General features: G+C 43.3%; 12 protein-coding genes. 4 read left to right on the forward strand and 8 right to left on the reverse strand.

Features of this window, described 5'->3' with window-relative positions:
- Window positions 1–110: 110 nt before the first annotated feature.
- The 4 genes from AT15_RS08225 to ylqF form a co-directional block, all read right to left on the reverse strand.
- On the reverse strand, window positions 111–527 hold the full coding sequence (locus AT15_RS08225) for a hypothetical protein (RefSeq protein ID WP_068348275.1): 417 nt from the start codon (window positions 525–527) through the stop codon (window positions 111–113).
- 189 nt (window positions 528–716) lie between these two features.
- Window positions 717–1,235 (reverse strand): GrpB family protein, encoded by a 519-nt coding sequence (locus AT15_RS08230; protein WP_068348277.1) that lies wholly within the window; start codon window positions 1,233–1,235, stop codon window positions 717–719.
- 21 nt (window positions 1,236–1,256) lie between these two features.
- Complete coding sequence (locus AT15_RS08235) at window positions 1,257–4,373, reverse strand: alpha-mannosidase (protein ID WP_068348279.1); 3,117 nt, start codon at window positions 4,371–4,373, stop codon at window positions 1,257–1,259.
- A gap of 1 nt (window position 4,374) precedes the next feature.
- Entirely contained in the window at window positions 4,375–5,223 is an 849-nt protein-coding gene (gene ylqF, locus AT15_RS08240) for a ribosome biogenesis GTPase YlqF (protein WP_068348281.1), read from the reverse strand.
- 134 nt (window positions 5,224–5,357) lie between these two features.
- Here ylqF and AT15_RS08245 point away from each other — a divergent pair, with 134 nt between their 5' ends.
- The 3 genes from AT15_RS08245 to AT15_RS08255 all read left to right on the forward strand — a co-directional run bounded on the left by AT15_RS08245 (window position 5,358) and on the right by AT15_RS08255 (window position 8,485).
- On the forward strand, window positions 5,358–6,101 hold the full coding sequence (locus AT15_RS08245; protein ID WP_068348283.1) for an ATP-binding cassette domain-containing protein: 744 nt from the start codon (window positions 5,358–5,360) through the stop codon (window positions 6,099–6,101).
- Window positions 6,098–7,054, forward strand: coding sequence for a SufB/SufD family protein (locus AT15_RS08250; RefSeq protein WP_068348285.1), 957 nt, complete (start codon window positions 6,098–6,100; stop codon window positions 7,052–7,054). The genes AT15_RS08245 and AT15_RS08250 overlap by 4 nt, the downstream gene beginning before the upstream one ends.
- Before the next feature lie 99 nt (window positions 7,055–7,153).
- A complete protein-coding gene (locus AT15_RS08255; RefSeq protein ID WP_068348287.1) occupies window positions 7,154–8,485 on the forward strand; it encodes a geranylgeranyl reductase family protein in 1,332 nt (443 codons plus the stop codon).
- Here AT15_RS08255 and AT15_RS08260 read toward each other — a convergent pair.
- Window positions 8,473–9,708 carry a competence/damage-inducible protein A gene (locus AT15_RS08260; protein WP_068348289.1) on the reverse strand — a complete coding sequence of 412 codons (1,236 nt, stop codon included), beginning with the start codon at window positions 9,706–9,708 and terminating at the stop codon, window positions 8,473–8,475. The two genes, AT15_RS08255 and AT15_RS08260, sit on opposite strands and share 13 nt — an antisense overlap.
- Before the next feature lie 56 nt (window positions 9,709–9,764).
- Between AT15_RS08260 and AT15_RS08265 the strand changes: the two genes are divergently transcribed.
- Window positions 9,765–10,946 (forward strand): MFS transporter, encoded by a 1,182-nt coding sequence (locus AT15_RS08265; protein WP_068348291.1) that lies wholly within the window; start codon window positions 9,765–9,767, stop codon window positions 10,944–10,946.
- Here AT15_RS08265 and AT15_RS08270 read toward each other — a convergent pair whose 3' ends face one another.
- From AT15_RS08270 to AT15_RS08280, 3 genes are read right to left on the reverse strand one after another with little or no spacing between them, the layout of a single operon-like run.
- Complete coding sequence (locus AT15_RS08270; RefSeq protein WP_068348294.1) at window positions 10,947–11,885, reverse strand: ABC transporter permease; 939 nt, start codon at window positions 11,883–11,885, stop codon at window positions 10,947–10,949.
- Window positions 11,882–12,994, reverse strand: a complete 1,113-nt coding sequence (locus tag AT15_RS08275) for an ABC transporter permease (RefSeq protein ID WP_068348296.1) — start codon at window positions 12,992–12,994, stop codon at window positions 11,882–11,884. Before AT15_RS08275 ends, AT15_RS08270 begins: the two co-directional genes overlap by 4 nt.
- On the reverse strand, window positions 12,991–14,523 hold the full coding sequence (locus AT15_RS08280) for an ABC transporter ATP-binding protein (protein WP_235598539.1): 1,533 nt from the start codon (window positions 14,521–14,523) through the stop codon (window positions 12,991–12,993). The genes AT15_RS08275 and AT15_RS08280 overlap by 4 nt, the downstream gene beginning before the upstream one ends.
- Between the last annotated feature and the right edge of the window lie 29 nt (window positions 14,524–14,552).

The raw sequence follows: 14,552 nt of genomic DNA on the forward strand, positions 1-14,552 counted from the left end.
ATCCTTTCGTATGGTTTGCTCACCACGAATATACGATGATTCCGTGCCTTTTTCAATGACCTGTTTTTCTTTTCTTTATTTTGTTAACTCGAAGTGCATAAGTTGAGATACTAAAAGGTATAGCCTACGACGGCATCGGCATAAAATCCCATGAGCCCAAAACCCGTCGTCGCTTTTGTAATAAACCTCCCCCATGTTGTTTTCAAAGCAACGCCAAGACCAAAATCGGGGATCATGAATAAATCAAAGGCTGCGCCCGCGCCTCCACCAAGAAGGATTCGATATTCCTTCTCTGAAAGTACACCGGAGAACAATTCAAAGGGAGTGAAATCAGCAAAAACTCCTATTCCTGTACCCACCGCGACTAACAGTGAAGTTGGTCCAGAAAAGCCGAAGAGAGAGAAATCATCAGAAGTAATACCGGCAACTATCCCGTAAGAAAGCCCAAGCCCCCCAAGGCCAACTACAAAGCTTCCAAAGGCAAAGGTACAAATTAAAACCACTGCCATCACAAATAACGTTTTCATAAAATCCCCCCTTTTTTGTCAAAAGATTATATATCTATTCAGAGGGGATTTTTAAGGATTTTAAAGAGTCTTTTTAGCTTATAGGTTATTTTGATCCGGTGGTGAACTTTTGCCTTTTCATTTTCCTGGCTTCGAGCCACCTGATTACAGGGCATCTCAATTTCCAGTTTCGAAAAAATCGGGAAAATATCATTTGCTGGATTCTCCTTTTCTATACATGTTTTTAAGCACTTTTTGTATAAAAGGCTCCTTTGCCTTTGTGTATTTTTCGCGCTCATTTGTATGTGCAATTGCTAATCTTTTCTTGAGTTTGCAGTATTCTCTGGCAAGATCTGTATGTGTGCGGAGGAAATCTCTGAAAAATATGTGGCTTTTCCAGAAATCCCTATCGAATTCCACCATATGTATGTGAAATCCTTTCTTTTCAAAATATCTGCGCTCGGGCAATTCAGCCTCATATTCCGGAACATATGTATAATCGAGCTTTTCAAGAGCTCTTATGTATTTCTTTGCATTGTCGAGGGACTCGATCCCTATCATTATATCTATTATTGGTTTGGCACAGAGGTTGGCGACAGAGGTGCTGCCGATGTGTTCGATACGAACCTCTGCTCCCAGAAGTGCTTTAATCCTTTTTTGCTCTAAAATGAAGGCTTCTGGCCAACGGCTGTCATATGGAACTATTATTATAGGATCCGTTTCAGACACAATGAGCTCCTTTTATGCTTTTCATTTCAGCAAAAGTGTGAGGATTTTGAATGGTTTATATTCCAGCTCGATTGTTGAATTAGTTGGTTGTATTTTTTCGATAGGTTCTTCAAGAATGTTGCACAACCACGCTTCTCTGAAATTATCTGGCAGTTCCAGCTGCATCTTTCCACGTTCACCCAGGGTTTCAGCAACCCTTATTACCATTCCACCTTCTTCACCGCCTTTAAAAGCAAGCAGTTTCACGTTTTTCGGCTCGATTTTCAAAAATGGCTTTGTAACCGGTGTCTTTCCCAACGCTGTTATAATGGGCCTGTTTAAAGCTTCTGCTTCCTGTTGAACAGGCATGAGGTCAGCCTCTATATGTGGATAAATTGCGTAGCTAAAGCTGTGAGCACCTTCATCGGCGAAGAAGTGGGGAAATACAGGTGAGCGCAATGGGGTCAATTCCATCACATTTCCACGGCAGGCATGACCGTATTTACCGTTGTTGAGGATACTCACCCCATACCCTCTTTCAGAGAGGTCCATCCAACGATGTGCGGGAACTTCAAAACGGGCTTTTTCAAAGTCTGTATTGTTGTGAGTAGCCCTTTCCACATAACCTGCTGAAAGATCATATCGGGCATAGCGTGAGAGAATATTCACAGGGAACAGAACCTTGAGGAGGCTCCTTCTATGATGCCAATTTACCTGTGTATCCACATCCACCCTCCTCGAACCCTTGAGCAGCGAAATAATCTGAGTTATTTGGCTTTCACCGAGATCGTAGGAGATTTTTACTGCTGAGCGAAGTTTTCCAGATTCGACTTTTTCAACGAAATTCGCCTTTATCCTTTTGGCATATTTCTTGTGATGATAATCAATATCCCAGGCATCCCAATATGCCGGGACATCGTTATATAGCCATAATTGATTGCCTTTTTCAGTAAAAACCTCACGCCCCGCCTCTTTATCGAAGATGGAAAGGGTTCCGTCTTCATCAACCAGAACTCTTAAAAGCTCGTTTTCCAGAGTCGCAGTGGTGCCTTCACTGATTTGATTGCTTTCCCCGTTAACTGGGCTATCCAGTATTTCAAGATTTTCAACACTGAATGGCTCAATCGGGTTTTTCGAGAAATACAACCAGCTTCCATCATATGTCCTTTGAGGTTCAAGAATTTCTCCATTGCTTCTCTTTAAAGCCTTTCCTCCAAGGTCTTTGCTAAAAAGCAATGGTTTTGAATAGCTGCCTGTGTTCATTGCAACCACTATATCTTCTGATGGCTCAATCAAATTCTCAAAGGCTCTTTCCTTAATTTGCTCAAGTTCGCTGCAAACATTTTCAAGCTCTTTTTCCGCATCTTTGTAGACCTCTCCGATAGATGAGCCGGGAAGAATATCGTGAAATTCATTGTGCAACAAGGTTTCCCAGATTCTGTTCAACTTATCCCGGGGGTAGTCCTTATCACCATATGCGAGAGAACAGAGGAGTTCAGCGTCATAGAGAAGGTCTTCGGCTTTCTTATGAAGGCTTTTGGTACGCGACTGGCTTGTAAGTGTCCCGCGATGAAGCTCAAAATACAGTTCGCCGTCCCAGATAGGAAGTTTCTCCTGTTCCGGTATGTTTTTGAAAAACTCTTCGGGTGATTTCATTTCAAGTTTCGGCATGCCAGGGAAGTCCTTCAGAATTTCGTAATTTTCAATCATTTCGTCTGTTGGCCCACCGCCCCCATCTCCATACCCAAAGGTCAAAAGGCTTACGGGATAGTGTCTTTTGTCTTTGTAATTGTTCCAGGTTTCAATGATGTCAAAGGGTTCTATATGGGCGTTGTAATTGCCATTAGGATTGTCAAAGCTGTGATAGATCACTTCTGTTCCATCGATGCCTCGCCAGCGGAAAAGATCTGAAGGCATTTTGTTCTTTTCGTTCCAGCTGAGCTTTATGCTGAAAAAGTATTCAATTCCCGCGCTTTTTAGTATTTGAGGGAGTATCCAGCTAAAACCGAAAACATCTGGCAGCCAACCAACTTTGCTCTTGATTCCAAACTCTTTCATGAAGAACCTCTGCCCCATCAACAACTGGCGTATAAGGGATTCGGCACCAGGGACATTGCAGTCGTTTTCCACCCATGAACCGCCAATGGGAACCCAGTTTCCCTTTTTGACCAATTCCTTGATTTCTTTATACAGAGCCGGGTCACTTTCTTTTATGTCTTTATACATTTGAGCAGAAGATTGAACATAGACAAAGTCATGGTATTTTTTTGCAAGCCTTAGGGAATTTGCGAAAGTTCTTCTGATTTTTCTCTTTGTTTCTTCTATTGGCCAGAGCCAAGCGTAGTCTATATGAGCATGTCCTGAAATAACCAGTTTTCCCGGCGAGGGGATAAGTTCTTTAAGCTCCCTGAGTTTTTCTTTGAGTAAATTAGCTCCTTGTATTATTGAATTGCGTTGTTCTGTGGAAAGGTTGTATTCATTTGAAAGAGGGAATTTTTCAGGATTCCATATCTTTGAGACTTCAGGGTAAAGGTAAGGGTTGTCCCTTGTGGCTTTGAAATAAGCTTCTGAATCTCTGGGAATTTGAATTTTTGAAAAAGCCTCATCGAGCAACTGGGCTAATTTCTCCGTTAGAAGTTTGTTATCTGTATTTTTCAGGACTTCAATGGACATATGGAACAACCTTGTAGCGGAGTCTATTTCTCTATCGATCACCAGCAAGAAGCTGCTTTCAAACATAGGTTCGAAGACGCTTGTGCCGAATAACCCCTTGGGAACTGTTTGAATTGAGATCCGGTGCTTTTTGCCATCCGCAAATTCAGACAGGTCTACATCTTTGTGGTATTCATTTATTTCACCAGAAGCCTTTCCATCTACAAGCACAAGGCTTTCCCCGCCGGCCCAGGTTTTAAAGAGCAACATTTCGCCCTTTTCTATTGCAGGAAGTTCCAGCTCCTTTGTAAACCATACAGGAAAAAAGCCAGGATCCCATTTGAAGCCCGCTTTAATCTCCATTTCACTTTTTTCTGGAGGAACATCTGAAGCTGAACAAGTGTAACTCCAACTACCCAACTCTATTCTTCTCTTTATCCTATACGGGATAATTTCTCCCAAAATTCTGTTGAAGCGTGCGTAAAGCTCTTTTACAGATGGGTACATATCAGACCTCCTCGCTGCTGCTTTTTTTGTTTTTGATAGCCATTATCTCCTCAGGGGTTTCGTATGAAAACTGTCCAAATTTGCCATCGGAAACTTCTCTCAGGAACATAAAAGCACCTCTATCGAGATCTATTTCTCCGCGGGTTCTTAAATAACCTCGTTTTCTTGAAAATATGCTTAGAAAGTCAATGAAGTCAATGTAGCTTTCCCCAAGCCTCTTTTCGAGGGGAGCACCTGTGTATCTGCTTATCAGAAGGTTGAAAACGTTTTTGGCGGCTTCTAATTTGTCCATTCTTTCAAAGGGCAGCGCTCCCACAGCGAGTAATTTGGTTACAATAGAAGGACTGTGAAGCCTTTTGTAGAATATCCCTGGCGTATCCAGAACGGTCAGATTTCTTGCAACCGTAATCCACTGTACACCGCGCGTTACTCCGGGTCTATTTCCCACAGATAGAGATTTCTTGCCCCTCAATCTGTTTATGAAAGTAGATTTTCCAACATTTGGTATACCGACAATCATTATTCTCTTTTCAGCGAATTTGCTCTTTACAAGGGGTATCACCTTTTTCACAAGAAAATCCCTTGCGTTGATCCTTTTCAGGTTTGTCGTGAGGATGAAGTGCCCTTTTTGCTGAAAATACCCGAGCCATTGTTTGGTGATGGCAGGATCTGCAAGGTCTTCTTTGTTAAGGACGAATATAACGGGTTTGTTTTTAAATAGCTGTTCATATTCATATGCCCGGCTGGTAAAAGGAATACGGGCATCCAGTAATTCTACTATTGCATCAACGGTTTTAAGGTGCTTGCTAATTTGGTTTTTTGCCTTTTCAACATGCCCCGGATACCACATGACATTCCCTCCAGAATAACCATAACCAACGTGCTATCTTCATCAATGATACCATTATTCCAAAAATGTGCTTATTAAAAAGTTCACAATTACGGTATAAAATAGTTTTGCAACCTATTTTAGGAGGTTTTTTCATGCTTACTTTAAAAAATATCCGCTATGAAAAGGACAAAAGAGTAATACTTCGAAATATGACCATAGAATTCGAAGATGGAAAAGTATATGCAATGCTTGGAAACAACGGTGTGGGGAAATCCACCCTTGCCGGTATAATAATGGGTCTGGAAAATTATCGGGACCACGGCGGAGAATTGTATTTGAACAATACTCCCCTCAAAGGGCTTGGGGTTTTTGAAAGGGCAAAGCTGGGCATAACTCTTGCCCTTCAGGAGCCTGTTCGCTTTGAAGGGATAACAATTGGTGAATATCTAAATCTTGGCGGTAAATTACGGTTTTCACAAGATGAAATAACGGATGCTCTTAAATTAGTCGGTCTTTCCAGAGAATACCTCGCGAGATATGTTGACACCACACTCAGCGGCGGTGAAAGGAAAAGAGTCGAGCTAGCATCTGTGGTCCTGATTAGACCAAAAATTGTAATCATGGATGAACCGGATTCCGGTATAGACATCATGTCTAACGAGATGATAAAGTCCGTTGTTAAAAGGCTCAGAGATAACGGTAGCACCGTTATAATGATTACCCACCGTGAGGAAATTGCAATGATGGCAGATGAAGCTTATCTAATGTGTGGCGGAAGAATTCTCGCCAGCGGGACCCCACAGGAAATAGTTGCCTTTTACAAAAAGCTATGTGATAGCTGCAACCACATAAACAGACCTGAAGGTATCAAAATCCAGGGTGGTGAAACTGAATGATTGAAAGAAACTACCAGAAAGAGTTTGAAAAAATAGCGGAGTATTACGAGAAATCCGGTGGTGACGCATCGAAATTTCTAAGGCGCGATATTGTTTCGATAATAGTTAGCGGGGATAAAGTTATCGGAAGAAATACAGTAGAAGGAGTCGAACTGAAAGCAAAGAGCATTGAAAATGGTGTTGAGCTCTGGCTTGAGGTCAAAGACGGGGTTCAAATTGATAATCCGATTCACCTTTGTACAGGTTACATGAAACCTGAAGGAACCCAGCTCGTATTAATTCACACGAAACTTGGAAAAGCCGCAAAGGCTAAATTTCTTTCTCACTGTGTATTCCCGAAGGGAAAACGGTTTACCCATCGAATGGTCTCGGATATTGAACTGTCGGAGCTTGCTGAAATGAGCTATGAAGACGTCCATTTTCACAGCGAAGATGGTGGGGTAACAGTCGAGGCAATTTACAATGCACATCTTGACGAAAAGAGCCTTTTCAAGAATACCTTTCATTTGACAAAAACTCGCGTGGGAAGGCTTAAAGTTGAAATGAAGGTGGACCTTGGAAGAGAAGCCGTGGCTGAAATAGAGTCAAAGGTGTATGAAAAAAAAGACGATTACGTTGAGATCACCGAGGAGCTAAATTTGAACGGGGAAAGAGCCTCCGGCATTGCCAGAACAGTTGTGTTTGCTACCGATAGCAGCAAAGCCCATATAGTAAACAGAGCATATGGAAATGCCCCCTACGCTAGGGGGCATATAGAATGCAAAGAAATAATCAAAGGGGGCAACGTGAACGTCGGAACTGTTCCAGAACTCTATGTCAAGGATGAAAAGGCTGAATTAACCCACGAAGCATCCATAGGCCGCATGAATGTAAGACAACTTGAGACACTTATGGCAAAGGGTCTCGGAGAAAATGAAGCAATAGAATTAATAGTCAAAGGTATGTTAAAATAAGTCACTTCTATATTTAGTTTACAACAATTTCATTTGCTTACCTATTGTTTTGCACAGTCTTGTTTTCTTTTTGTGGTCTGGGAAAACGGGGGGCATAATATGTTAATGAAGCACGATCTTGTCATCGCAGGCGCGGGTTATGCTGGGCTGGTTCTTGCTTTGAAATGCCTTTCAGGCGGAATGAAAGTCGCTCTCGTTGATATCAAGGCAGAGGAAGACCTTGGACACGATTGGTCTGATTCTATCGAGAGAGAAGTTTTGCAAAATACAGATATAGGGATTTCAGAAGACGAATTAACCGCAAAGCCCAAAGGTTTGCATATCCTTTCGCCCCTTCACAGCAAGGAATTTTTCATCGATTACGCCTTTGAAATAGTGGATATGAAACTCCTCCATAAAAAACTCCTCAAAAAAGTAAAAAAGAGCGGCGGTGAACTGCATTTCAAAGCAAATGCTGTAAGGCCTTTTCTGGATTCTTCGGGTAGATGCAAAGGCTTGATGTTCAACGAGAACAATGAAACAAGGGAACTAAAAGCAGATTTCGTAGCTGACTGCACCGGTATAAAAGGCGCAATAAAAAGCTTGATGCCCAAAGAATCAGGTTTTAAAGTTGAACTCTCTCCAGCGGATACCTCAAAAGCATATCGAGAAGTAAGGCGCTGGGACGGGAGGAACAAAGAAAACGGCGTAGAAATCCTTCCAGGCTGGCTAAGCTATCATTATGGAGTGAATGGAGGGTATAGCTGGGTTCATCCCGAAACTGACGATAGAATCGATGTTGGAGCCGGTATCCAGCTCGGAAAAGATTACCCTGATCCAGAATATACAGTTCCTGAAAGATGCAATAGCCTGAATTTGGGTGAAAAGCTGAGAGGAGGAGGGGGCATTATTCCCGTTTCTTCTTCTTATCCGGTTTTGTATTCCCATGGTGTAATTGTTGTTGGAGATAGTGCCTTTCAAGCCATTCCTACCTCCGGATGTGGTGCGGGAAATGCCATGAGAGCTGCTTTGATTGCTGGAGATGCTCTTTTGAGATCGAGGCTTAACCCGGATGAAAGGGGTTCTCTATACGAAAGAAATTACTTTATACAAAAAGGAGCGGATCTCGCATATTATGATGTCTTGAGAAGGAGGATGCAGTCCTTTGCACCTGAAACACTTGATTGGCTCATGAAAAAAGGCATTCTCGGATCAAAGGAACTCTATGCCTCAATACACGGTCTTTATCAGAGCACACCAGCTTTTTCAGCACTGCTGAAAATGGCTTATGGGATTACACGCATTGATGTTTTGCTCAAATTGAAAAGGGCTCTGGTTGTAGGCGAAAAGCTTCGAGAGCATCTTGAGAACATCCCTTACCGAGCTAAATCCGGCGAAACATGGCTTCAGCAGTACTTTGACTTGCTCTCCGAAACATATCACTTCGGTTGATCCCCCAGAGCCTTCCTGAGAATGTTGAGTGCATGAAGAGTCGCCTTTAACCTTATCCAGTTGCGGTCTCCGTGCAACAATAGCTTTTCAGCTTTTGCAATGCCTTTAAACCATAGCCCGATATACACTAATCCCACAGGCTTTTCCTCAGTCCCGCCTTCCGGGCCTGCTATGCCAGAAATTGACAGCCCGATATCCGATTGGGAATTTACTGCTACGCCCTTTGCCATTTCAATAACGCTTTCAGAGCTTACAGCGCCTGAGGTTTTCAAGGTTTCATGAGATACCCCAAGCAGCCTTTCCTTTGCTTCGTTACTATAGGCTATTACTCCTTCTTTAAAGACCTTTGAGGCGCCAGGCACATTTATTATCTTTGCAGCCACCAGACCGCCTGTGCACGATTCAGCGGTGGCAATCGATAGCCCGGCTTCTTTCAGCAATTCGACAACAACTTCCTCCATAGTTGTATCACCCTCAGCATAAATGTACTCTCCGAGCCTTTTTCTTATTTCATTTTCAACGGGAACAATGAGTTTTTCAGCTTCTAATGTGTTTTTTGCCCTGGCTGTGATTCTTATAGTTACTTCCCCTTTTAAGGCGTATGGAGCAACTGTTGGGTTTTCGTATTTCTCAAAGAAATCCCTCAAAATACTGGCAAGATCGCTTTCGCGAACACCAAAAATCCTTAGTACCTTTGATAAAAGAATTTCATCGCTACGCTCTTTAAGATATGGTTCAAGGTATTTTTCAAACATTTCTTTCATCTCTCTTGGCGGTCCGGGCAGCAGCACAACAGTTTTTTTTGCCTTTTCGATTATGCAGCCAGATGCTGTTCCCAGGTCATTTGGCAGAACAATCGCACCTTTGGGAACATAGGCTTGCTTCTCATTTGGCTTTGAAGGAATAGCTTCGCCTGTTCTCTTCTTTATTCGTTCCAGCGATTCTTCGTCCAGTTCAAGTTCAAGCCCGAATAATTTTGCCACGGTTTCCTTTGTTAAATCATCCTGTGTCGGTCCAAGACCGCCTGTGACAATTACGAGTTCTGAACGTTTAAGGGATTCATTCAGTACTTCCATGAGCCTTCTGGCGTTATCGCCGACGGTGGTCTGACGGTAAACAAAATACCCCAATTCCGCCAGTCTTTTTGATAGATAGCAGGCATTGGTGTTAACTGTATTTCCAAGAAGAAGCTCAGTCCCCACAGAAATTATTTCTGCTTTCATGCTTCATCTCCTTCCTTTAATATGGTATGATTTGGTTAGTTTACCTAACAAAGGTGATGCTATTGAAAGACAGGCTTCCGCTTCTCACAGCTGCCCTATTGAGGTTCACTGCCGTGTTGAGTTTTGGCATGCTCCTACAGCTCAGGCTCAGAGAGCTGGGGATTTCGATTGTTGTTATAAGTGCCCTTGCAACAGTCAGGGGTGCTTTCAACACTCTGGGCTCGCCAATATGGGGTGCTATATCTGACAAAACAAGCAACAGGAAATTATTGCTCGCGGTTACTCTGCTTATTCCGGGAATTCTTTATTTTTTATATGCTTTCGCACAACTGCCCCATCAATTCATATTCCTTGGCGCTGTTATTGCCTTTTTTGGTTCTGCCTTTCAGCCCATAACCATGTCCCTTAGCGCTGAGCTTGCAGAAGATGGGAGCGTGTCATCAACCTCAAAGGAGATTTCCCTGTTGAATGCCGCAAGCTCTCTTGGAATGTTTTTGGGCAGACTGCTTCTTTCCGTTCTTATGCTGTGGTTCTCTGTCAGATCTGGCATTTTTCTCTTTTCAATTATAGCGCTGGCAGTTGTATTGCCGGTATTTTTCATAAAAGGAATTAACAGGAAATTATCCCATAAACAAAGGGAAAAGCGGAACATAGTTACAGCCTTTTTTCCGATTGTTTTAGATCCCTCTCCCATGTTTAAAAACGGACTCTGGGCTGTATATGTTGGAAGTTTTATGCGTCAATTTGGCATTTCTGGGTCAACTTCTTTGATAGCGGTTTATTTAACGGAAGAAATGGGCCTTTCGAAATCCCTTGCCGTTGTTCTGACTGCTATAAATCCTCTTATTCAAATATTTTCTCATATCTATTTCGGAAAACTTATTGGAAGGATAAAAGCCAAGAGCAGCACGGTTTTCGGAATGTTATTGACATCATTGACAACGCTGCTCTTCGCGCTGGGAAGCAGCTGGATAACAGTTGCCGTTGCCTATTTCTCATTGGGAATAGCCTTTGGTGCTTTTATAAATGGCGCGTCTACTTTTGTGGTTACCCATTCACCGGGTGAAAGAAGAGCTGAACTTCTTGGTGTGCTGCGTTCTTCGAGATCCCTTGGCCAGATGCTGGGGCCACTGTTAGCCGGCATTATCGCTTCCTATTCCTATGTTCATATGTTCTCCATTATGGGAATTGCCATAATGCTTAGTGGATTTCTTGTGATGGTTTTCTGCAAAGAGTGATCAAGTTTTTTCTTCTCTTGAATAGGGAACCCCGAGAGCTGCTGGAGCACCTACTTTCAGTTTTATCTTTTCAGTGGAAGTAAAGAACAGAACAGCCACCGTGAGTATGTAGGGAAACATCATTAATATATGTGATGAAATCGTTGTTCCAGCAGCCTGCATTCTCAATCCCAGAGCGGTTACCCCACCAAAGAGATACGCACCAAACATGGCTTTGACTGGATCCCATGTCGCAAAGAGCACAAGGGCGATCCCGATCCATCCCCTTCCTGCTGTCATATTCTCGATCCACATAGAGGTATAGGCAAGAGAAAGATATGCGCCGCCCAGAGCAGTTATTGCACCCCCGAGCATGGTGTAAAGATACCTTATCATGAAAACGTTTATCCCCCGCGCATCAGCAGCTTCTGGCGATTCGCCAACAGCTCTCAGTATCATACCCGGTTTTGTTCTGTATATGTAGAACCACATCAGAGGAACGAGAAGATAGCTCAAATATACCAGGACATCATGCGAAAACAACACAGGACCTATAAAAGGAATTTTAGAAAGAAAAGGGATTTCAAGTGTTTTGAACTGTTCCGCAACCACTCCTATATATCCTTTTCCCCACAACCCGCTTATACCCGTTCCAAGCATGGTTATAGCAAGGCCGCTCACAACCTGGTTAATCCTCAAAGTGACGGTGAAGAAGGCGTGGACCAGGCCAAGCACAGCCCCTGCGATCATCGCTGCAATAACAGCAAGGAATAAATTTCCGGTGCTGTATGAAACAGCAAAGCCGCTTATCGCACCAACAAGCATTAACCCTTCAAGACCCAGGTTCATTACACCAGACCTTTCAGTGAAGATATCCCCAAGTACAGCGAAAAGCAGCGGAGTTCCAGCGCGCACAGTGGCTTGAAGCGTTGTGGTGATTAAAGAGGAATCTATGTTCATTCTTCCACCGCCCTTTCTTTCACAAAGCTTATTCTGTAATTGAAAATGGCTTCTCCGCCAAGAAGGGAGAAAAGAACAAGTCCCTGGAATATGTATATAAGTGCCAGGGGTAAGCGATAGAACATCTGGAGTTGTTCGTTGCCGACAAGCAAACCCCCGAAGAGAAAAGATACAAGTAATATAGCTACTGGATTCAGCTTTGCCAGCCAAGCGATGATTATGGCTGTATAGCCATATCCTGGAGAGAATCCATGCTGTAAACGATGCTGGATGCCCATCATTTGGACGGCACCGCCCATACCTGCAATGGCACCGCTCACCAGTAGAGCGACAATTGTATAAAATCCAATGTTAATTCCTGCATATTTTGCGGCCTTTTGGTTATCCCCTGCAATAGATGAGTTGAATCCCCAGCTCGTCCGGCTGTAAACGTATTGAAGGATTACTGCAAGGATTATTACCATTATGATCCCTATATGCACCTCGCCGTTGAACATTGTGGGAAGCTGCGCGGATTCAGGATATTCAGCTGTTAACGGGAAATTATACCCCTTAGGGTCTTTCCATGGCCCATAAACGAGATAGTCCACCCAAAAAATAGCCACATAATTCAGCATCAAGGTTACGACTATTTCGTCGGTTTTGGCAAAGGCCTTCATGAAGGCGGGTATTGCTGCCCATAGCGCACCAACGGCAGCTCCCATTAAAAGAACCAGAGTAATCATTATGAACTTATTTTCTATGCCATTGAAAAGAAAGAGAGCACCCCAGGTTGCGGCAAAAGCCCCCATGTAAAGTTGCCCCTCGCCGCCGATATTCCATATTTTCATCCTGTAAGCAAAAGATAAACCAAGACCTACAAAGGCAAGGGGAACCATTTTCAGAAGCGTCTGGTAAATACCGTAAATATTTCCAAAGGGCCAGGAAAACATTTCCCGGTATGCCGATAGGGTTTCAGAGAAGGCTTCACCCCATCCCATGCCACTTCGTTGAAAAAATATCAAAAGGATTATTCCCATAACGAAGAGGGAGAATATTATCGATGCAGCTGGTACAAGGATATTCATGTAAAAGGGAGTACCTTCGCGTTTTTCTATTTTTATTTTCACTGCAAATCACCTGCCTTGCTGCCACCCATCATAAGGCCTATTTCTTCGATATGTGCGGGATCAGGCGGAGCGTATCCCACAATTTTGCCTTCATAGATTACTGCAACACGATCAGAAAGCCTGAAAATCTCGTATAGCTCCCCGGCCAGCAATAAAATAGCGGCACCCTTTCTCTTTTGTTCAAGCAAGGTTCTGTAAACAAACTCCATGGCGCCAATATCAAGGCCACGTGTGGGATGTGAAGCGATTATTAAGGAAGGTGTTCTGGATAGCTCCCTTGCAAGAACCACCTTTTGAATATTTCCCCCCGAAAGGAGCTTGACGGGTGTTCTATGTGAGGGGGTCATTATGGAATAATCTTTAATAAGTTCGCTCGCTTTTTCGCTTATTTTTTTTCTATCAATGAAGAAATGTGTTGAATTGACAAGGCGGGTGATCGTGTTCTTTAGAAAGAGATTCGTCGAGACAGGAAGGTTTGGACAGGTTGCAGTTCCTTTTCTGTCTTCCGGGATGTAAGCAATGCCTTCCTTAATTCTGCCGGAAATGCTTGCGTTTGTAATGTCTCTTCCCTTTAGGAAAATCTTTCCATCTTCCGCTTTCCTCAGACCATATATGGCTTCTGCGAGCTCCCGCTGGCCGTTTCCAGCAACACCGGCTATTCCAAGTACTTCTCCTGCTCTTACTTCCAGACTCAGGTTGTTGACTGAAAGGAGTCCCTTATCATTTTTCACTTTCAGGTTTTCTATCTCAAGGATCTTTTTTCCAATTTCAACATCCGGCTTTTGAATATCAAGGATGACATCTCTGCCCACCATCATACGGGCAAGGTCGTTTTTCGTAATCTCTGCGGTATTAGCTGTCCCGACTACTTTTCCAGCGCGTAATACTGTTACCCTATCGCTTACTTCCATTACTTCATCAAGCTTGTGGCTTATAAAAATAACAGATGCGCCATCATCTACCATTTTTTTTACTGCCTTAAAAAGCGATTCGGCTTCCTGGGGTGTTAATACGGCTGTAGGCTCGTCGAGAATCAAAATTTTCGCGCCTTTGTATAGCAGTTTCAGTATTTCAATGCGCTGCTTCTCCCCTACGGATAGTGTCCAGACCTTAGCCCTTGGATTAACTGGCAATCCATAGCGCATGCCGAGCTCCTCTATACGTGATTCTACGTTCCTGGTGTTTGGAATAAAACCGAGTTCTTTTAAGCCAAGAACGATATTTTCCGCTGTTGTGAATGAAGGTACAAGAGTGAAGTGCTGCTGCACCATTCCTACGCCATGCCTAAGCGCATCATGGGGGGAGGCGATATGAACGTTTTTCCCATTGATTTTTATTTCCCCGCTGTCAGCTCTGTATATGCCAAAGAGAATGTTCATAAGTGTTGTTTTCCCTGCACCATTCTCACCCAGCAGGGCAAGAACCTCACCCTCTTTCAACTCGATGCTCACATTATCATTTGCTTTCACTCCGGCAAAGTGCTTGGAAATATGCCTCATCTCAAGAACGCTATTGCGCTCACCATTCACAATATCACCCTTTCTCAGGCAAATGGGTA

The organism is Kosmotoga arenicorallina S304, from assembly GCF_001636545.1.
Classification (GTDB): Bacteria; Thermotogota; Thermotogae; order Petrotogales; family Kosmotogaceae; genus Kosmotoga_B; species Kosmotoga_B arenicorallina.